A 20,203-nucleotide genomic window follows, 5' to 3' on the forward strand; every position below is an offset into this window, starting at 1 on the left:
AAGAAGTAAACTACTTCTGAAGGAAACAATATCTATTTGAAAGAGAGGAACAATGAAATGGAATATGTGAAACTCGGAAATACAGGCTTGGATGTATCCCGGCTTTGTCTTGGCTGTATGAGCTTTGGTGTGGCGGAGCGTTGGACTCATCCTTGGGTACTTGATGAAGAGAGCAGCCGCCCAATTATAAAAAAAGCACTGGAGCTTGGTATCAATTTTTTTGATACGGCGAATATCTATTCAGACGGAACAAGCGAAGAAATTGTTGGTCGGGCTTTAAAAGAGTATGCCAATCGAGATGAAATTGTCCTCGCGACAAAGGTTCACTTTCGTATGCATCAAGGTCCGAATGGTGCTGGACTTTCCCGAAAGGCAATCATGAGTGAAATTGATAAGAGCCTTAAGAGACTGGGAACTGATTATGTAGACCTTTATCAAATCCATCGCTGGGATTATAATACGCCCATTGAAGAAACGATGGAAGCATTGCATGATGTTGTGAAGGCTGGGAAGGCAAGATACATTGGTGCTTCAGCTATGTACGCATGGCAGTTCCTAAAGGCTTTACATGTAGCCGAAAAAAATGGATGGACACGATTTGTATCCATGCAGAATCATTTAAACCTCATCTACCGTGAAGAAGAAAGAGAGATGATGCCGCTCTGTAAGGAAGAAAAAATCGGCGTGATTCCTTATAGCCCGCTCGCATCAGGAAGATTAGCGCGTGATTGGTCGGAAACAACGCATCGTTCCGAAACCGACCAAGCTCAAAAATCTAAATACGATGCGACTGCAAATACTGACCAATTGATTGTAGAGCGGGTTGCAGCAATCGCGGAAAAACGCGGCGTTCCCCGCGCTCAAATAGCACTTGCGTGGTTGTTGCAGAAAGAACCAGTAACAGCTCCGATTTTCGGCGCTACGAAATTGTCCCATCTCGAAGATGCAGCAGCAGCTCTTTCAATAACGTTAACACCAGAAGAAATCGCGTCGCTGGAAGAGACGTATGTTCCTCATCCGGTCGTTGGTGCTATTATGCTGCGATGATCGTTTAAATCTAATGGATTTGACATTATTAGGTTGAATAAATAAGCCAAGTCAAAGAAGCCTGGGCTTCAAATGACTTGGTTTATTCTTATTTCTACTTCTTTTCCACGCGGTTCATGGGCTATCGGAGTAGTCGCTTGCATTTATCGAGTACTACTGAATTTACTCTACATTAACCTTAACATTCTCTCATTTAAGTTAGAGCTCAGCTGGACTATAATGAAAACGCATTCATGAATTCAAAGGAGTGAGAGGAATGAAGGGCAAAATGAAACGCTGGACGGCGATGCTACTGACAGGTGTGATCGTAATGACGTATGCACCTGTTGGCATGCATGCTGCGAGTATAGCACCGGACGCTGGTGTCAGAACCACCGCCGTACCGATTTACAGTTGGGGTTTCGAGAATAATGAGGTTGAAGGTTCAACCGTTGCGAACAGCGTCTATCCTCATAATAGCGAGGGCAACGCTGAACTGCATGCGGGCGCTTCTGTCGTTCAGGATGAAGAACGGGGACGTGTTCTTTCACTTCCTGGCGGACAGGCAGGCAGCGGAGGCTGGTTATCACTCCCGGATGATCTTTACAGTCAGGTCACGGATGAATTGACAGTGGCAATGTGGGTAAACGTAGCATCTGACGCAGGCGCGTACCATCGTTTGTTTTCATCTACAATCAAGGAGAAGAGTCTTTCCTTCAGCGGAATAAACTCATGGAACGATCCCGAGTTTTCATTCGTAACGGGAGGCGATACTTACGAACATCGGATTTTTACGGGAACGAATCCTGCTGCGGTGGCGAATTACAAAGGTGATATGAGCTGGAATACCGCTATTTCAAAAGGAAAATGGCAGCATGTTGTCGTTTCGATGACAAAAGCAGGAGCATATAACGTATTCCTTGACGGAGTTCCGTCAGGAGACAGCGCGCTCTACGCCGGCAACAGCACGGCTGGAGCAACGGTGTCGTCCGTCATGCAGGCTTTTTTTGAACGAAGCCATTTAGACGCACTCCAATACAACGGCTTCGGACGATCATTGTATACGTCTGATGCTGACGTTAAGGGGAAGTTTGACGATATCCAGCTTTATAACGTCGCTCTATCCTCGGATGAAGTTAAAGCGGTGTACGATCGTTACTTCTTGCCGGAAATGGATAATGACATAAGCTATTATTATTCATTTGATCAGGTTGAGGGCAAGACCGTACAAAATGGAGTCGAAGGCGGGTCAAATGCGGAAATGGGCGCTGCGGCTGCCGTTGTCCCGGATGTCGAAAGAGGCGGAGCGGTATTGAGTTTGCCAGGCGGGGGGGCGGTTGCTGGAAGCTGGTTAACGCTGCCTCAGGATTTATTTAGCGGTGTGAACGGCGATGATGGATTCGCGATGTCTTTGTGGCTCAATGTGCCGGCTGATGGAGCTAGCTACTCCCGGCTGTTCTCTGCCAGTCCTTATCCACTCGGCCAAACGAATGCCGGCAACAATTGGTGGACAGATCCCGAGTTTGCTGTCGTCCGCGGCGGAGGGGATTATCATGCGCGCCTGTTTAACGGTGTTGCCGCGAACTCAGCGGCCGAGGACGGCGTAGATATTGCATTCGACCGCGGTTTTGAAGCCGATACATGGCAAATCTTCATTGTAACGGTGAAAAACGATGCTTTTGACGTTTATCTCGACGGGCAAAAAATCGCTGATATCGATAACGGCATTATTAAAAGGTTTGCGGCTGCTAACCTATCAGAGGCGCTGCCTTCGTTTTTCGATCCCGATTATTTGACGTCGCTTGTCCATAGCGCTCTAGGGCGTTCTTTATATACGTCCGATAATAACTTTACGGGGAAAATTGATGATTTTGCTTTCTATACCAGGTATTTAACGGCGGAGGATGCAGCCAGCATCAGCGGTGTCGGCGATTCGGCAGCGCTTCATGATCTACTCGAAGAGGCCAAACTCATCGAACAAGGCAATTATACGACCCAGTCCTATCAATTTATGCAAAATGTTATCGCAGAAACAACCGCTCTGCTCGCGGAAGGAAGTCATCCGCAAGGGGTTATTAACGAAGCGCTTAATCGTCTTCAAGGGGCAATAAATAGTCTGAAAGAAGAACTGCCTTCAGGCATTCATCCGGATTACTACTATACCTTCGATTCTGCAGCGGATGCGAATGGCAATGTTTTGAACGATGCTGAGGGCGGTACGCATGACGCTTCGCTGAAAGTAGGCGCACAGATCAAAACCGATGCCGAACGGGGACAAGTATTGAATCTTCCCGGCGGGTCAAACGGCTCCGGGGGCTCCCTAAGCTTGCCAGCCGGTTTGTTCGAGGGCGTAACCGCCGAGGGCGGCTTTACGGTCGCCATGTGGGCGAAACTGAATTCGAGCGTACATGGCTGGTCGAGGTTATTCGATGCAAGCCCGACGGATTACGGATCGGGTACGCCGCCATTCTTTTACGTTTCCGCTTTGAACGGCAGCGAAGTGAACACAGGAACCGGAAAAGAATACATGAGCGGTTACGCAACAGCAAAGGGCGAATGGACGCATGTGGCGTATTCCGTCAAAGGCAATCAACAAATCATTTATGTGAACGGTGCTGCGGTCAAAGCGCAAAATGCTGACAGCGCCATATTCGATCTGGTGGAAAACTTTACGAAGAATTCTATAGGGCGTTCGAGATTTAGCGCCGATCCCGACTTAAAAGCTCAAATCGATGATGTTATGTTTTTCAAAAACGCTTTAAGCGCGGATGAGATCACGACTATCGTAGGCAGCGGCTATAATGCGGCATTAAAGAGTATCACGATTGGTGACCACACCATTGCGGTCAAGCCTGGACAATCGACGTATCAATACCCGATTGATCGTGTAAGCGACGTTCCTGCTTTAGACGAAATCATCCTTGAAAAGTCAAATCCCGAATCGAAAGCTGCAATAAAAAAGTTAAAAACATTCTCGTATCTTATAACGGTTACTTCTCCGAACGGGAAAGTATCGGTCGAATATAAGCTTGAATTTATTCATCCAACAAAGGGTGCGACAGCAAGCTTTTTCATGAATCAAACGAATGGCGAAATCATGCATGGAGCGAGCGGTTTTCTGTACGGTTTAAGCGAGCCTAACGTGCCAACCATAGATTTGCTCTCACCGCTAAAGCCAAAAGTGGTCGTACAAAAAGCGCCCGGCGGCCTTCAGCATCCTTCAGGCGACGGCGTCAGACTATCCGATGCGCTGATCGAATCCGGCGTAGAGCAAATCCAAATCTATATTCAGGACATGTATTACCAATGGCCGTATGAATATAATGGGCTCGACCAATACGAGCAATTGGCAGTGGAAACGGTCAGGAAGGCTAAGAGCAATAAAAATAGCGGGAAATTCGTCTATGTTATTTTTAATGAGCCCGATGGCATTTGGTTTAACGGGCAAATGAATGAAGCAGGCTTCTTCGCTGCATTTAAGAGAATATACGATGCAGTAAAGGCGGAAGATCCTAATGCAAGAGTGGCGGGACCCAATTTGGCTGGCTATAATAAATCCGTCATGGAAAAATTTATGGACTACTGCGTGGTTAACGACTGTATTCCGGATGTGATGACATGGCATGAACTAGGTAATGACGGCGGTTCATTTGAAGCTAGATGGGAAGACAACTATAACCATTACCGCAGCCTTGAGGCTAAACACAATATTCCGAAAAGACAAATCGTCATTAATGAGTACTCATGGTTTGAAGATCCCGGTGCTGCCGGCAGTCTGATTCAATGGATGGCGCGATTTGAAACCCAGAAGGTGTACGGCTCAATTGCCTACTGGCATTTGGCGAATTCGCTTAATGAGCTTGCGGCAGACGCCAATAAACCGAACGGCGCATGGTGGCTTTACAAATGGTATGCGGACATGACCGGAGAAACGGTAGCATTGGAAACCTATAATGCGGTGCCGGACGGCATGTACGGACTTGCGTCGATTGATAACGAGAAACGTACTGCTTACACCATTTTTGGCGGGCAAGACGGCGTCTTGACTGCATCGATGCATGATCTTGCGGATAGCGCTGCATTTGAAGGTGCGGATTCGGTTCATGTTAAGCTTTACAGATCCAAATTCACTGGTTATTACGGGACGCTAGAGGCACCGCGCGTAGAGTTCGAAGGCAACGTCGCCCTTACGGACGGAACTCTGAATATTACGGTACCGGACGCAAACGGCAAGGACGGTTTCTTTGCCATCGTAACGCCTGCTTCGAATAATCAGATAACGGAGTACAGCGACTATGAACGTATCTGGACAACGATATATGAAGCAGAGAATGCTGCGCTAGGCGGCGTCTCCATTGCTAATCAAGATGCAAGCCCTGCCTCCGGCGGGCGATATGTAAGCAGCATCCCGTCTGGCGGCAGCGTAACATTTACCGTAAATGTTCCGCAAGATGGAGTCTATAAGTTGGAAGTTTATTATGGAAATAATGCGCTGACTACGAACGGAAGAAACCGTGCGCAAGGAGATCTTGCGAAGCAGCTTCTCAAGATTGACGGCGACAACCACGCTGAGCTTACTTATGATTCAACGATTTTTAACGACTATTTTGCAAGTAAGACACTGTATGTGAATTTGAAGGCAGGTACGCATACGCTCCATTTTAGCAAAAGCGGGGGCTTAGACGCGTCACTCGACAAAGTGGATTTAACCTATGCAGGCGCTTTGGGATCTAAGATCGCTGAACCCTATCTTCTGGAAGCCGAGGAAGCTGACTACGGCAGCGGCTTCGATAAAGCGTCGACGTTGCAGAGCCCAAGCTCAGGAACTTATATTGCGGGAAGCGGGGAGGTTTCGTTCACGGTTGTCGTCAAGGAAAACGGGTATTATGATTTGAAGTTAGGCTATGCATCCGAAGCTGCAGGCGAGATCGATCTGTATAAAAAGATCGTTAAACATGCGCCTGATGCTACGCCGGATACGACATTGACTACTTCTTGGAGCTCTATCGGCAGTTATGCTTTGCAAGCCGGGACGGCCTTTGCCTCTGTATCCGGAAATCGGGTATATCTGAGCGCCGGCGCCAATACGATCAAGATCGCAAGCGAACAGCCGGTTTCTCTGGATTATCTGCAAGCGACTTATGACGCGGAAGCAAGCGAGAAGGAAAAGATTGTTTTGGAAGCGGAGACTGGACATTTATTTGGAACAGCAAAGGCTGTGGAGAGTGACAATTTCTCCAGCGGAGAGTATGTCGCAGGTATAGGAGAAAGCAAAGAGAATGGAGTATCCGTCAACGTTACTGTAAAAGAAGCAGGAGCATACAAGCTTTCCATCGATTACAGCAATAACGAACCGGCTCCGGCTATCGTAACGGCTGCACATCCGAACGGATATATTCATCCCTATAATACCGACCTCGTTGAGCGGTATGCCCAAATCGTCGTGAACGGCGGAACTCCTCAGACCGTGTATTTTATTAATACGCTGGCTTGGAATTCCGTACGCAATACCGTTGTCGACATAGAGCTTCAAGCAGGAGAGAACACGATAACGTTTTATAATGATAATTCTTATAGGTTCAGTAACGTGATACAGTACGCGCCATACTTCGATAAGTTCGAAATCGCGAAAGCGACTCTTGAGGCAGATGAGGAAACCAACGAGAATTCTGGCAACAATGGCAGCAATACGAATCCGAACGAAAGCCAAATTGATATTATGACAGACGGCGAGAATAAAAACATTCGGGCAACCGTTCTTTTGTCAGAAACGGAATTTGGAAAGTCTGCACTCGTACAATTAGATAACAACATGCTTATTGACCAATTGAACAAAGCTGCATTTAAGCTGCTTACCATTCCTGTCCATATCGATGCAAGGGAAGTCATTGGAGAACTCAACGGGCAGCTGCTTAAAGCGATGGAGAACAAGGGTACAGCATTGGAGTTGAAGACGGACCATGCTTCGTATCTGCTCCCGTCTTCCGAGATCAAGATTGATGATATTTCAAAGAAATTAGGCACTCAAATCGCGTTGCAAGACCTCAAAATCCGCATCAAGATTGCCGAATTAACAGCGGAACAGGCAGAGCGGTTTATTGAGGCTTCCGATGGAAAATTGAACATTATCGCGACACCTGTAGAGTTCAAGGCCGAGGTTGTTTACAAGGGGCATGTTGTTGAAGTGAAGCAGTTTGACAATTATGTTACCCGTATGATCACTATACCTGCTGGCGTAGATCCGAACCGCATTACGACAGGCATGGTGCAGAACGAAGATGGAACGGTATCGCATGTTCCAACAAAGATCGTACAGAAGAACGGGATCTATTATGCGGTCATTAACAGCATGACCAATAGCGTATATACGGTTATCTCTAATCCGGTTTCATTCGCAGACATCGAGACGCATTGGAGCCGGAATGAAGTCAATGATATGGCTTCGCGTCTTATTATCAAAGGAGTGAATGCAACTTCATTCATGCCTGACAAGAGCATCACAAGGGCAGAGTTTGCCGCCGTTATGGTGAGAGCGCTCGGATTGCGCGAAGCTCGGAGCGAAGGGATTCCGTCATTCAGTGACATGCCGTTAAATGCATGGTACAAAGAAACGGTAGCGATTGCTGCTTCCTATGGGTTAATCGACGGCTACCAAGACAGTACGTTCCGTCCGGACCATACGATTTCAAGAGCGGAAGCGATGGTCATTATTGAAAGAGCATTAAAATTAACTCTTGGTGACAGCACAATGGAAAACGGCGATATCAGTCAAACGCTCGCCGTATTCGAAGACGCTGCGCTAATTAGCGATTGGGCATTGGCAGCTTCGGCATTGGCCGTTCGGGAGGGTATCGTTCAAGGGCATGACGGCAAGCTAGCTCCAGGCGACAATTTAACCAGAGCCCAAGCAGCGGTAATGATTAGAAGGATGCTAGAAAAGTCGGCATTAATCGGAAAATAACGAGAAAGCAGCCAAGCAAGGCTTCCTTGCTTGGCTGCTGCCATTACCGTGAAGATTGTCCAACCAATTAAAGAGAGAATCAGAACCGGATAGGAATGAGCGTCAGCAAAGTAGGGATTACGCAGATGATGTCGAAATCAATCCTATCTGTATTACATGACTTGGACAAGGGGGCAGGCTTATGAGGTTTAAACGAATCCGCATGAAGATTTTTTTAGCTATGATCGTGGCAACCGCGCTGCCGCTGGCTATTACTTGCGGAATTATTTTATATCAGGTTTCGCAAAATATCGAGGAAGATCGCATGTTTGCCAAAAACCGCGTGGAGGAGGATCTGAAATCCAGAATCGAAGAGTATGGAGAGGCTCTTAATGAAACCGCTTACCAAATTTATTCGAATGCCAGCCTGATTGAAAGTATCGCATTGGACAAAGAGTTTTTGACAGATAGCAGAACCTACGACACGGTAAGAGATATAAGGGAATTTTTTTTCAGCGTTTATTATCAATCTCGTCTAACGGATATTATGGGGATGTATTTGATCCGCTCGGATGGAGAGCAGATGGGGGCTTTTTATCCCGGGTTACATCCTCATTATAAGCCGGAATATGCTCAGAGCTTGCTTGAAATGATGGAGCGGTCGGGCAACAAGCCGTTTATTACCTTTAATTATCATACGGAATACGGAGAGCCGGTCATGCAGTTTTTATATCCTGTTCGATATATGGGCAATCCTGTGGGGCTATTGGTCATCGACCTGAGAGAAAAGGGCTTTCGAACGCTGGTTGAACGGTATAATGACTTTTATCATGGGCGCATCGTTCTGACGGATTCAACGGAACGAATCATATACGATACCGCTCCTGAAGCGGTCGATAGCAGCTTTGATTCTGATTCGTACGACGACAAGGCTGTTCGATTAACCGTTCCGCTGAATGATTCGACATGGACATTGCGATATTTCTATGAGAATGATCCAAAGCTTCAATTTTACAGCACGGCGGCATATTCCATGGTTGGATTCGTTTGTTTGCTGGCAGTATTGTTCTCCTATGCTCTAAGCTTTAGTTTGACGAAACCAATCGTACATCTCCATCGAAAGATGGGTCGCATTCAAATCGGGGATTACGATGCTAGGGTAGATGTGGAGTCTCAGGATGAGATCGGATATTTGGGCAAGCAGTTCAATCAAATGGCGGAGACGATTCAGCAGTTGATCGAGCATGACTTGAAGCTGCGGTTAATGAACCAGGAGTCGCAAATTAAGGCGCTGCAAGCGCAAATATCGCCTCATTTTTTATTTAATACGCTTCAATTGATGTCCGGCATTGCGGAAGTGAATAAGGTGCCCGACTTAAAGCTGATTTGCAAAAGTCTTAGCCATATGTACCGCTACAATATGAAGATCGAAAATGAATGGGTCACCGTGCGGGATGAGCTTATACATATTAGAAATTACTTGGTTATTATCAACAAGCGTTACTCCGGTCTTATCCGCTCGAGGATCGTGATTGAACCGAGCATTCGTGAGCTATATATACCGAAGCTTGTTCTTCAACCGATCGTAGAAAACGCCGTGGAGCATGGATTGATCCCAAGCAAAGGTACCAAAAAGTTGCTGAGAATTTCCGGAAGGGTGTTTAAGGAGCGGGATGCTATTTATTTGTATGTTACGGATAATGGCGCTGGGATGACGGAGGAGGAGTCCGTATATGTGGGAGACCTGCTTGACAGGAATAATCGAATTCACCAATTTCATCGAGATTCTATCGGGCTCTCTAACGTAAATGTGCGGATCGGGCTTATATGCGGCGAAAATTACGGCATAGTGGTGAGAAGCAGAAAGAACATGGGAACATACGTCATTTACAAATTGCCGCTTAAGGGAGCGATACCGGGATGAAAGTGCTAATAGTCGATGATGAAGCATCCGTGCATGAACAGATGAAAAATGTGATTCCGTGGGAAGCACTTGGATGGACAATTATTGGACATGCCGTAAACGGCGAGGAAGCTTGTCGTCTGGCGGCCGCTTTACGTCCCCAGCTCATTTTAACGGATATCAAAATGCCTTTGATGGATGGGCTAAGCTTTATGGAATGGTTAAAACAATCCGATATCCATGCAGAAGTTATTGTGCTGAGCGGCTACGGCGATTTCGAATATTCTCGTCCGGCATTTCTGCATGGTGCCTTTGATTATTTGCTAAAGCCGCTTAATGAAGCGGATCTGCTGCAGGTTCTGAGCAAAGCGGTTGAAAAGATTCGTAAAGATTCTAATGCCAAAGTGGTGCAAATCAATGAAAAAGCGGTGCTGCAAAATGGGTTTACCGTTCTTCAGGATGAATTTTTAACCAGTACGGCTGATGCCTCTGAAGCAGATGAAAACGAGCTTATCGTACAAGCTGCCGAATTATCCGTTCTGCTTCCTGAATCGGGTTTCTACGCGGTGGTCGTAAAGCTGTTTGATTTTGATGAACGGGTTAATGAACGCTACGGGGGAGATCGAAATGTTTTTTACTTTGCCGCACGCAACATTATAAAGGAAACCATCGATTATTACTCCCCTTCCGTTGTTTTCCGGCATCTTTCTAAATCCAATGAATTCATTATTTTATTCAACAGCCCCATGCGCAATGATGACAAACTTCAGTCTCTGGTCAATAAGCTTCATCGATCTCTTGTGCATTTTATGCGCGTGAATGTAAAGCTGGGTTTAAGCTCGTTCAAGAACCGCATATCGAAGCTTCCGGAGGCTTATCGGGAGGGTGCGCATGCCATTGAATCCATGCTGCTCAGCGAACAAGAATCGGTAGGCACCTTCAGTCGCGGGGAGAAGACGCTGCAATCAACGTCGTCGTCTCTGTCTCAAATGTCAGTGTGGAAAGAAATCACTTTGTTATTTGATCTTCTTCTGGAATGCGGAACGCTTAGAGACGGAGAGCAATTGAAGATTAAGCTAGAGGAAGCATTCGGTGAAAATAATCTTTCCAAGATAAGCGGATTCGAGCTCAAGCTTGCGATCTCTGCGATCTTGGACAAAATTGAACTTAAAGCGAAAAATCGCGATATTGCCTTAATGGTTGGAGAAGGAAAGAGTAAGCTGTCCGAATTGAAGATTCAGCAGATGAAAGCGCTTCTGCAGCGCATGGTCACTTATATGCTCGATCTTTCTTTCTCCGAAACAAGGACGAAGAGCGGAAAGCAGCTTATCGAGGTGATCCGCAATTACGTGCAGGAGCAGTATCGAACGGTGAATTTGGAACATATTTCGCAAACTTTTTTTATCAATAAAAATTATTTCTGTTCTCTTTTTAAGAGCGTCACAGGGGAAAGCTTTATGGACTATCTAACTGCAGTACGCATAGACCAGGCAAAGCGGCTGCTGCTTGAAAGCGAGTTAAAAGCTTATGAAATCGCAGAGCAGGTCGGCTATAAAGATCAGCGTTATTTCAGCCAGGTTTTTAAAAAAGCGACAGGCGTTCAGCCTACGCAATATAGGCAGCAAACAACTGACCGAACTTAATATATTCAACATAGTAGTGAACATAGCGGCATACTCAAGGGTTCGCGTCCCCCTTAAAATAAGAGATGTAAGTACCAATTACCGAGAGGGGATTCAACGCATGACAACAAAAACGAGAAAAAGCCTGACCTTCTTTCTCAGCTTAGTGCTGCTTGTAGCGCTTGCGGCAGGCTGCGGCAGCAATAACGGAGGGAATACGAAGACCGAAGATAATACGAGCCCGACTTCGAATGCAGCCGAAGGCAATAACACCCAAGAGAACGGGAAACCGGTTACCTTAGACTTTTGGGCAGCGCTTGATCCAAGCACGGATGAAGGGAAAGCGATTCAAGCAAAGGTTAAGGAGTTCGATGATGCGAACGAAAACATCAACGTGAATCTTCAAGTGATCACTTACGATGTCCTGCATGATAAATTAGTAGCGGCAATCAATGCCGGCGATGCACCGGATTTAAGCTGGGGGCTTGCGGAATGGTTTGGCGAGTTTAATAAATTCGATGCATTGGCGGATCTGACTGCTTATGTAGATAAGTGGGAGGACAAAGATAAAATCTATGGGAATGTATGGGATGCTCTTAAAATTGACGGCAAAGTAAAGGCGCTTCCTAACTATCTTGGTATTCGTGCCCTACTCTATCATGAGCAAATTTTGAAGGATGCAGGCTACGACGCACCGCCAAAAACATGGGATGAGCTGCTTGCTATGGGAGATACGATAAAGACAAAAACAGGCAAGGATGCTTTCGGTATCGCAGGTGCAGGCGTACGTTCTCCGCAAGAGCTGATTATGTATTTGGCACAAAATGATGTGAAGCTTGCTGAACAGCAAGCCGACGGAAAATACAAAAATACATGGCAAGATAATCCAGATCAATTGGCTAAAGCTACGGAAGTGTTCCAGTTCTATCAAGAATTGCTTTCGAAAAAAGTAATAGCTTCTGACGCCAAGACATGGGGCTGGGAAGAGGAAGACCAAAACTTCGTGCTCGGACAATATGCGATGGTGGTTAACGGTCCTTGGATTGAAGGACGCAGCACTGAAAATCCTGAAGGCATGAAGGACGTTAAGGTCGCTGCGCCGATTTATAAAAGCAGTCCTGCGACATTCATGGAAATTGCGCCGCTCTATGTTTACAAGTCGGATAATCTGGACGAGTCGTGGGAATTCGCTTCTTTCCTCGTCGGCAGCGATTATCAAACAGCGGTTAACCCGTCGAAAGCTCCCCGCAGTGACGTTGTGAGCGAAGCGGGTTGGGGTAAAGAGTTTATGGCGTTAGCATCCCAAGGCATCGTATTCCCGACAGTTTCGCTTGGCGGCATTACGAAAGCGATGGAAGACTCACTTGCAAGAGTTATGCTGAAAAACGACAAGCCGGAAGATGTGGCGAAGTGGTTGTCGCAGGCCATTAATGAAAGCCTGAAGGCAACGGGAGAGTTTAGCGGAAATTAAGGAAATTAAACTAATGCATTGATATAACCAGACAAACGTTAAATATGAATCCTTCTTAAGATAGGGTAAGCGTGGGGCAGGGGCATGGACCGCAATGTTCGCTCCCAACTATGCTTGCTCTTTCTATTCCAAAAAAATGTGGTGAGAGAGATGGCAAACCAAACTGAAATGCTGAATAAGGCCGCAAACGGGCCTGCCCCTATCAAATCAAAAATTAAAAGAACCATTTCCCTATCCCTAAGAGAGAAACGAATCCGAAGTCTTGCGTATTGGTTTATTTTACCGGCCATGTTGTTTTTTATTCTCATGAACGCCTATCCGCTTGTAACGGTTCTGTGGGACAGCTTTCAATTCAAAAATTTAATGAATAAAGCGATATCAGGTTTTGCCGGTTTAAATAACTTCAAAGAAGTCATCAATAATGAATATTTCCGGAGCTCACTTAGGAATACGGCCGTCTGGACGGTGCTTTCCGTAGCTGGAGAGTTTGTGCTTGGTCTTATATCTGCGATCGCATTAAATCAGAAGGTCCGGGGCAGGCTCGTATTCCGTTCCATCATTATCATTCCATGGGTTGTTCCCATCGTCATTGCAGGGTTAACCTGGACTTGGATGTTGACGCCTGACTATGGCATCATTAATCTTTGGCTAACGAAACTCGGGATAATTGACGAGCCTTATTATTGGTTGGGAGAGCTGAATACCGCGCTTTTAACGGTTGTTTTCGTCAATATTTGGAGAAGCTTTCCGTTTTACACGATCAGCCTGCTTGCAGGTCTGCAGTCGATATCGCGTGATATGCTTGAGGCAGCGGCTATTGATGGAGCTGGCATCCGTATGCGCTTCTTCCGGATTGTTTTGCCGCAGCTCAAAACGGTATCGCTTACCATTATTTTTATTCACGTCATTTGGACGGCGATCAATTTCGATTTCATTTGGGTAATGACGGAAGGCGGACCGCTGCACGCATCGGAAACGCTGCCGATCATGATTTATAACTATGCAATGAAATCATACAATTTCGGAAACGCCTCCGCGCTTGCTTCTATGATGCTGGTATTTATGATTAGCGGATTTATTCTATATTACTTTGCAACAATCAGAAAAAGTCGGGGCTAGTACAGCCTGGATCGGAGTGTGAAAAGCATGTTAATAAGCCGTCGAAAGCAAAGGCTGCTGAATGTCTTAACCTACGCGGTTTTGTTAGGTTTCTCGTTTTATTGTTTGTTTCCTTTTCTGTGGATGCTCGTCACGTCCTTGAAGCCCAGCACTGAAATTCGTACGCTTAATCCTACTTTTCTAATTAGCGCGCCAACCTTAGAGCACTTTAAAAATGTGCTTACAGGTTCTGCCTTCCTTACTTTTTTCAAAAATAGTGTTTTCATCGCTACGGTAACAACGTTTGCTTCCCTGTTCATATCCATCTTCGCAGGCTATGCCTTAAGCCGATATTTTAGATTTCGGGAAGTAAAGATATTCGGCATCGCTATGCTGTTGTCACAAATGATTCCGGGGGTTCTCTTATTAATTCCACTCTACTTGGTCATGAAAAATATCAATCTGATTAATACGTACATGTCCCTTATTTTAGCCTATACAACGTTTACAGTACCGCTTTGCACATTCATGCTGAAGGGCTTCTTTGACTCCATTCCGCTCGAAATGGAAGAGTCTGCTGAGATCGACGGCTGCACTAGAGTGGGTATCATATTCAGGATCTTGCTTCCCGTTTCGCTTCCTAGCTTGGTAGCAACCTCTTTATATGCTTTCCTGAATGCATGGAATGAGTTCATGTTTGGTTTTGTTTTCATTAATGATGAATCGCATCGTACGCTAACGCCGGGTATCAGCTTGTTTAAAGGACTGTATCAAACCGATTGGGGCAGCATGATGGCTGCTTCCGTACTTAGCGTATTGCCTGTCGTTATTATTTTCATCTTCCTGCAGCGGTTCTTAATTGAAGGTATGACTGCCGGCGCTGTGAAAGGCTAGGTGTGAGTGCAAAAAAATAGACGACCACAGTTCCCAGATATCGGGTAGAGTGGTCGTCTTTTCGCTATGCTCCATCATACCCGTGCCTGGCGTTGAACTAAATATCATTTTTTTATTGTTTTAATTTAAGTGACATTTTGGTGCTTGACGGGCGATGGTTTAGAATTTTGACAAGCTGCTCTTGCATATAAGAAGGAGAATGGACAAACCCGCTATCGATCCAATGAAAGATCAGCCCAAGCAGCGCATGAAGAGAATAGATGGCAAGAAGCTCTTGATCAACATCGGTATCTTCGAAAATTAACTCTTCCCTTAATATTTGTTTTAAGGAAACAAACATTTTTTCTCTAAGGATAGGGAGTGCTTCGCTTCTTGCCAGAACGCTGTAGATGTTTGAGTGCTGGGCAATATGTTCAAAAATCATGATTGAGTTCGCATGCAGCTCATGCGGGAAAAACTCGGTTGCTTTTTCATAGGGCGCGCGGAAGGAATGAAGCAAATCTTTGATCAATTCGGTAATCATATCTCCCAGGAGTTCCTCTTTGTTCGCATAATTGGCATAGAATGTGCCTCTGTTATAACTTGCTTGTTTGACAATATCGGTTATCGAAATGGAGGCAAACGATTTTTGGGCCATAAGATGAAGCAAAGCTTCCCTTAAGGCTGTTTTACTGCGAATGATTCTGGGATCTGTATTTGTGACGGGTTTGTGCACGTCGATCATCCTCCTATACATCTGATTTACAATTCCATTCCTGTTTGTTGTTTAGTCATCATTTGCATGTTTTTTGATGATTGCTAACATTTTCAGTGAACTTTATACTAAATCTAACAGATGTTCGTTAGTCAACATGTGTTTATTCTAACACAAAATACGGAGGTATGACGGATGAAGCTTTTCGGAAAAGTCGCGGTTGTGACAGGGGCAGCGTCGGGTATGGGGAAGGCGATCGCAGAGCTCTTCGCTGAAGAAGGAGCAAAAGTAATCCTTTCGGATATCAATCTGGAGAATGCCAAAAAAGTTGTTCAGGGAATCGAAGAAAAAGGCGGCAGCGCAATCGCGGTTGCTGCCAATGTTGCCGTAGAAGAGGATGTTCAGCGACTGATTGATAGTGCAGTGGGCGAATTCGGAACGGTGGATATCTTGGTAAACAACGCGGGTATTATGGATAATTTCGTTCCTGCCGGAGATCTAACTGATGAGCTTTGGGAAAAGGTATTTGCCGTCAATACGACTGGTCCTATGCGAACCACACGCAAGGTGCTTCCAATCTTTACGGAAAAGAAGGAAGGCGTCATTGTGAATATTGCCTCTAATGGAGGATTGTTCGGTTCTCGTGCGGGTGCGGCCTATACTGCATCGAAGCATGCCGTCATCGGATTCACGAAAAATGTCGGCTTTCAGTATGCCAAACTGGGTATTCGATGCAACGCCATCGCGCCTGGTGCCGTGAAAACGAATATTGCCGCATCCATAACGGAGCCGAATCCTTTCGGCGCGGAACGTTCGTCGAGCGGAATGGGGATTAACCCGCGTTTGGGTGAGCCCGAAGAGGTCGCGAAAGTTGCTTTGTTCTTGGCCTCCGATGAGTCAAGCTTTGTCAACGGCACTACGATTGTCGCAGATGCTGGCTGGTCGTCCTACTAATTCAAGAAATCAAATCAGCCTCTTATCCCGACAGTGGAGGATTCAAAAATAAGACTACTCACCTTTTAGGATAAGGTGAGTAGTCTTATTTTTTGTATAGCTTTGGCTTTGAAGCTGAAGATAATCAAAAATTCTTCATCAGGCTTCTTTCGGGATGGCTATTTTCAACTTTGCTTTGGATTCTTCCGGGGAGGTTTGTTCTACCCGTTTGATAAAGAAGGAAAGCAGCAAACCGACTATGCCAATCCCAACGATAACGAGATAGGCGTCATTTATACCTTGGATGGAAGCTTCCATAATCATTTGCTTTTGTGTTGCGCCCTCTGTCCCGCCAGACGCCATGATATCCTTAAGATGAGTTGTGGTGCGATTCGTCATCACAGTCACAAGGAGAGAGGTGCCTACGGCGCCGGCAACTTGTTTAATGGTATTGGAGATAGCCGTACCATGCGCATTAAGTCTGGCAGGTAATTGATTTAAACCTGCTGTGGTGATCGGCATCAGGAGCATGGCCATGCCGAAGCGTCGACCCGTAGACATGAGAACCAGATAGGTATAGCTAGTCGTGTCTGTCAAGTTAATAAAGCCGAAGGTTGTTACGATCGTAATAGCCATGCCAATGATGGAAAGCCATTTTGCTCCGAACCGATCGAACAGCCGTCCAGTGATCGGCATCATAACGCCCATCAGGAGCGAGCCAGGGAACATCAATAAGCCGGACTCCAGGGCTGTAAAGCCTCGAGAGTTCTGTAGATAAAGAGGAAGCAGCATCATATCCGCATACATCACGATGGTAACCGCGATATTTATGATGGTGGTTAAAGAAAACATGCTGTATTTGAAAGCGCGGAGATCAAGGAGCGGATTTTGGGAAACCAGCTGCCGCCAAGTAAACAGGACGAGGGAAAGGATCCCCGCAATAAGCGACACGAGCACCTCCGCGTTAGACCACCCTTCGCTGCCAGCTCGGCTGAAGCCGTACATCATAGCGCCGAACCCGACGGTGGAAAGGGCCACACTCAGAAAGTCAATTTTTGCTTGGATTCGCTCTGACACATTCTTCAGATAAATAAACCCGCAGATGATAACAATGACAACTAACGGAATCATGCCGTAAAACATTGTTTCCCATGGATAATTTTCCAAGATGTATCCGGCAAGTGTTGGCCCGATCGCCGGGGCGAAAATAATGGCGAACCCGACCATACCCATGGCGGCTCCTCTTTTATTTGGGGGGAATAGCGTTAGAATGACATGCATGAGCAGAGGCATGATAATACCGGCACCGGCTGCCTGAATCAAACGTCCTGTCAGCAGGACGGGAAAGCTCGTTGCGACCGCCGATACGATCGTTCCCACAAGAAAAATAAACATCGAAGTTTGAAAAAGCTCACGCGTGGTAAATCGCTGCATCAAATAGGCGGTGATCGGGATCAGAACTCCGTTAACCAACATATACCCTGTTGTCAGCCACTGGGCAGTTGCGGCCGAAATGTTAAAATCAATCATTAATTCCGGAACAGCAACGCTCATGACGGTTTGATTCAGTGTCGCAAGAAAGGCACCCAATATCATAATGAATAAGATCGGTCCCTTTTTTACCGAACTGCTGTTTATTGCCATACTTTTACTCAACCTACTCCATCCTTTCAATTCTTCTATCTATACTTAATTTACACTGTGTTATATAATCAACAATGTATTAATTAGATTATATGCAGAATTAATGTGCTGACAAGCGACAGAAACTGAAAGAAGTGTTAAGTAGTTTACAATAAAAGTTTTTTTGTCGTTTATCTTCTAGATGTTCTACGAAATTCATGAAATTGTAGCTTACAATGTAAAAGGAATGGAGAAGGATATGGAGAATACATCGCAGCGAACAGATCCTCGAATACTTCGAACACGTCAATTGCTTAGAGACGCCTTTATCGAGCTGCTTCAGGAAATGGAATTCGAGAAAATATCGGTAAATCGCCTTGCAGAACGCGCCACCATCAACCGCGTTACTTTTTATCTGCATTATCGGGACATTCCGGATATGCTGGAAAAGATGGCGAATGATATGATCGATGACATTCACCAGGTTTTGGACAATACGCCGCTGCAGCCGAATTCGGCAGAAGAAGATGATTGGCCGATGCTGGTGAATCTGCTCGAGCACATTTCCAAACATGCGAAATTTTATAAAGTCATTCTCGCGACGAATCGAACGACGATCTTTTCTGATCATCTTTTAAAGCTGCTTGCGAAATTGGTTACCGAAAGGCTGGAAAGAATGGAGAGCGAAACCCACATGGTAAAAGCAAATATTCAAAAGGACATTGCCATATGGTACGGTTCTTCAGCCTTGATCGGTACAATCATTGCTTGGCTTCGAAATGACATGCCATATACGCCGCTTTTTCTAGCCAAACAATTTACTTTGCTGCGGTCATTACCACGATAAGGTGTGTTTAAAGTCATGCCGGTGTATTCAATCAGGCGTTACGGATAGACTAAAGTCATGCTGGATTTAAAATGCATGAAGTAAATAAAGCATACGAATAACACCTGAGAGGATGCGTAAAGATGGAACGAGAAAAAAAGACTGATAACGAGCACAGGTTATCGGACAAGACGGAGATTGAGCAAGCCAACATTCGGATGGATCGTGAATTTTACGGGGATGATGAAATCGAGCATACGGAAGAGACGACGGCTGCTTTTATTAACCGCAATCAGAGCTAAGGCTGTATAAGCTTCAGCAAACGTAAAAAGGCTTACTCTTCAATACGGAGTAAGCCTTCTATTTTTTGTTATAATTTAGCTCCGAAAAACCCCTTGCTTTAGCTATGGGGATGTAAGGTGCTTCGGGTGAAGGGAGGCTAAAGCCGCCTTAATCACCCGACATTAGATCTACTGTTTTATGGTATAATTTTCTTGGAATGAATCGATATCACAGCGAGTAGTAGAAAGTAATCACAATGTAACATTTGACTGTAAGTACCATGTTGTATTTTGTCCAAAATATAGACGCAAAGTTTTAATACCTCCTATTGATGCAAGATTAAAAGAACTGTTCCAGCTTAAATCAGAAGAACTCCGAGCTGAGATTGTGGAAATGGAAATCATGCCTGATCACGTCCATCTACTCATCAAGTGCGACCCGCAGTTCGGCATCCACCGTGTAGTTAAACACTTGAAAGGGTTCACTTCGCGCATTCTGAGAGGGGAATACCGACAACTAACTTCACGGCTCCCATCACTATGGACAAATTCCTATTTTGTAGCCACAGTCGGAAGCGTATCGCTCGAGACGGTTAAACAGTACATAGAAACTCAAAAGGAAAGGTAGGCAGACCCTAATGCCTGTTGCCTTCAAATATCGTTTGTATCCAACAAGTGAACAGAAGCGAGCCATTCAAATTGTGCTTGAACGATGCAGATTGCTATACAATCGACTGCTGGAAGAGCGGATACTAGCTTACAAAGCGGAAGGCAAAAGCCTGAACTACTACGATCAAGCCAATACGTTCAACGAACGAAAACAACATATACTTGCTTTAAAACAGGTCCATTCCCAAGTGTTACAGGATGTCGCCAAGCGGCTCGACAAAGC

General features: G+C 45.6%; 14 protein-coding genes. 12 read left to right on the top strand and 2 right to left on the bottom strand.

Annotated elements, in window-relative coordinates:
- The first annotated feature begins 57 nt into the window (after positions 1 to 57).
- The 7 genes from RCO25_RS08680 to RCO25_RS08710 all read left to right on the top strand — a co-directional run bounded on the left by RCO25_RS08680 (position 58) and on the right by RCO25_RS08710 (position 14,954).
- Positions 58 to 1,047, top strand: a complete 990-nt coding sequence (locus RCO25_RS08680; RefSeq protein ID WP_308995739.1) for an aldo/keto reductase — start codon at positions 58 to 60, stop codon at positions 1,045 to 1,047.
- Positions 1,048 to 1,303: 256 nt separating this feature from the next.
- Positions 1,304 to 7,987, top strand: coding sequence for a LamG-like jellyroll fold domain-containing protein (locus RCO25_RS08685; RefSeq protein ID WP_308995740.1), 6,684 nt, complete (start codon positions 1,304 to 1,306; stop codon positions 7,985 to 7,987).
- A gap of 181 nt (positions 7,988 to 8,168) precedes the next feature.
- Positions 8,169 to 9,890, top strand: coding sequence for a cache domain-containing sensor histidine kinase (locus RCO25_RS08690; RefSeq protein ID WP_308995741.1), 1,722 nt, complete (start codon positions 8,169 to 8,171; stop codon positions 9,888 to 9,890).
- A complete protein-coding gene (locus RCO25_RS08695; RefSeq protein ID WP_308995742.1) occupies positions 9,887 to 11,512 on the top strand; it encodes a response regulator in 1,626 nt (541 codons plus the stop codon). The genes RCO25_RS08690 and RCO25_RS08695 overlap by 4 nt, the downstream gene beginning before the upstream one ends.
- A gap of 100 nt (positions 11,513 to 11,612) precedes the next feature.
- Positions 11,613 to 12,962 (top strand): ABC transporter substrate-binding protein, encoded by a 1,350-nt coding sequence (locus RCO25_RS08700; protein WP_308995743.1) that lies wholly within the window; start codon positions 11,613 to 11,615, stop codon positions 12,960 to 12,962.
- 150 nt (positions 12,963 to 13,112) lie between these two features.
- Positions 13,113 to 14,081: a carbohydrate ABC transporter permease gene (locus RCO25_RS08705; RefSeq protein WP_308995744.1), complete on the top strand. Its 969-nt coding sequence runs from the start codon at positions 13,113 to 13,115 to the stop codon at positions 14,079 to 14,081.
- Positions 14,082 to 14,108: 27 nt separating this feature from the next.
- The gene (locus RCO25_RS08710) at positions 14,109 to 14,954 is read left to right on the top strand and encodes a carbohydrate ABC transporter permease (protein WP_308995745.1); all 846 of its coding nucleotides are present in this window, start codon (positions 14,109 to 14,111) and stop codon (positions 14,952 to 14,954) included.
- A gap of 112 nt (positions 14,955 to 15,066) precedes the next feature.
- Here RCO25_RS08710 and RCO25_RS08715 read toward each other — a convergent pair whose 3' ends face one another.
- Positions 15,067 to 15,669: a TetR/AcrR family transcriptional regulator gene (locus tag RCO25_RS08715; protein ID WP_308995746.1), complete on the bottom strand. Its 603-nt coding sequence runs from the start codon at positions 15,667 to 15,669 to the stop codon at positions 15,067 to 15,069.
- Positions 15,670 to 15,843: 174 nt separating this feature from the next.
- On the opposite strand from RCO25_RS08715, the gene RCO25_RS08720 reads away from it, so the two are divergent.
- The gene (locus RCO25_RS08720; protein ID WP_308995747.1) at positions 15,844 to 16,602 is read left to right on the top strand and encodes an SDR family oxidoreductase; all 759 of its coding nucleotides are present in this window, start codon (positions 15,844 to 15,846) and stop codon (positions 16,600 to 16,602) included.
- A 138-nt stretch (positions 16,603 to 16,740) separates the two neighbouring features.
- Here the strand turns inward: RCO25_RS08720 and RCO25_RS08725 are convergent, their stop codons facing one another.
- Entirely contained in the window at positions 16,741 to 18,225 is a 1,485-nt protein-coding gene (locus tag RCO25_RS08725; RefSeq protein ID WP_308995761.1) for a DHA2 family efflux MFS transporter permease subunit, read from the bottom strand.
- Between the two features lie 238 nt (positions 18,226 to 18,463).
- Between RCO25_RS08725 and RCO25_RS08730 the strand changes: the two genes are divergently transcribed.
- The 4 genes from RCO25_RS08730 to RCO25_RS08745 form a co-directional block, all read left to right on the top strand.
- The gene (locus RCO25_RS08730; RefSeq protein WP_308995748.1) at positions 18,464 to 19,051 is read left to right on the top strand and encodes a TetR/AcrR family transcriptional regulator; all 588 of its coding nucleotides are present in this window, start codon (positions 18,464 to 18,466) and stop codon (positions 19,049 to 19,051) included.
- A gap of 122 nt (positions 19,052 to 19,173) precedes the next feature.
- Positions 19,174 to 19,332 carry a hypothetical protein gene (locus RCO25_RS08735; RefSeq protein ID WP_308995749.1) on the top strand — a complete coding sequence of 53 codons (159 nt, stop codon included), beginning with the start codon at positions 19,174 to 19,176 and terminating at the stop codon, positions 19,330 to 19,332.
- 205 nt (positions 19,333 to 19,537) lie between these two features.
- Positions 19,538 to 19,939 (top strand): IS200/IS605 family transposase, encoded by a 402-nt coding sequence (gene tnpA / locus RCO25_RS08740; protein ID WP_308995762.1) that lies wholly within the window; start codon positions 19,538 to 19,540, stop codon positions 19,937 to 19,939.
- A 10-nt stretch (positions 19,940 to 19,949) separates the two neighbouring features.
- Positions 19,950 to 20,203, top strand: a 254-nt coding sequence (locus RCO25_RS08745) for a helix-turn-helix domain-containing protein (protein ID WP_308995750.1), incomplete at its 3' end; no start/stop codon positions are given.

Source organism: Paenibacillus sp. LHD-38, from assembly GCF_031157315.1.
Lineage (GTDB): Bacteria > Bacillota > Bacilli > Paenibacillales > Paenibacillaceae > Pristimantibacillus.

Coding starts and splice junctions, on each gene's coding strand:
- RCO25_RS08695 (WP_308995742.1), top strand. CDS start 9,887: ATGAAAGTGCTAATAGTCGATGATGAAGCATCCGTGCATGAACAGATG.
- RCO25_RS08685 (WP_308995740.1), top strand. CDS start 1,304: ATGAAGGGCAAAATGAAACGCTGGACGGCGATGCTACTGACAGGTGTG.
- RCO25_RS08720 (WP_308995747.1), top strand. CDS start 15,844: ATGAAGCTTTTCGGAAAAGTCGCGGTTGTGACAGGGGCAGCGTCGGGT.
- RCO25_RS08725 (WP_308995761.1), bottom strand. CDS start 18,225: ATGGCAATAAACAGCAGTTCGGTAAAAAAGGGACCGATCTTATTCATT.
- RCO25_RS08710 (WP_308995745.1), top strand. CDS start 14,109: ATGTTAATAAGCCGTCGAAAGCAAAGGCTGCTGAATGTCTTAACCTAC.
- RCO25_RS08705 (WP_308995744.1), top strand. CDS start 13,113: ATGGCAAACCAAACTGAAATGCTGAATAAGGCCGCAAACGGGCCTGCC.
- RCO25_RS08690 (WP_308995741.1), top strand. CDS start 8,169: ATGAGGTTTAAACGAATCCGCATGAAGATTTTTTTAGCTATGATCGTG.
- RCO25_RS08730 (WP_308995748.1), top strand. CDS start 18,464: ATGGAGAATACATCGCAGCGAACAGATCCTCGAATACTTCGAACACGT.
- RCO25_RS08680 (WP_308995739.1), top strand. CDS start 58: ATGGAATATGTGAAACTCGGAAATACAGGCTTGGATGTATCCCGGCTT.
- RCO25_RS08700 (WP_308995743.1), top strand. CDS start 11,613: ATGACAACAAAAACGAGAAAAAGCCTGACCTTCTTTCTCAGCTTAGTG.
- RCO25_RS08735 (WP_308995749.1), top strand. CDS start 19,174: ATGGAACGAGAAAAAAAGACTGATAACGAGCACAGGTTATCGGACAAG.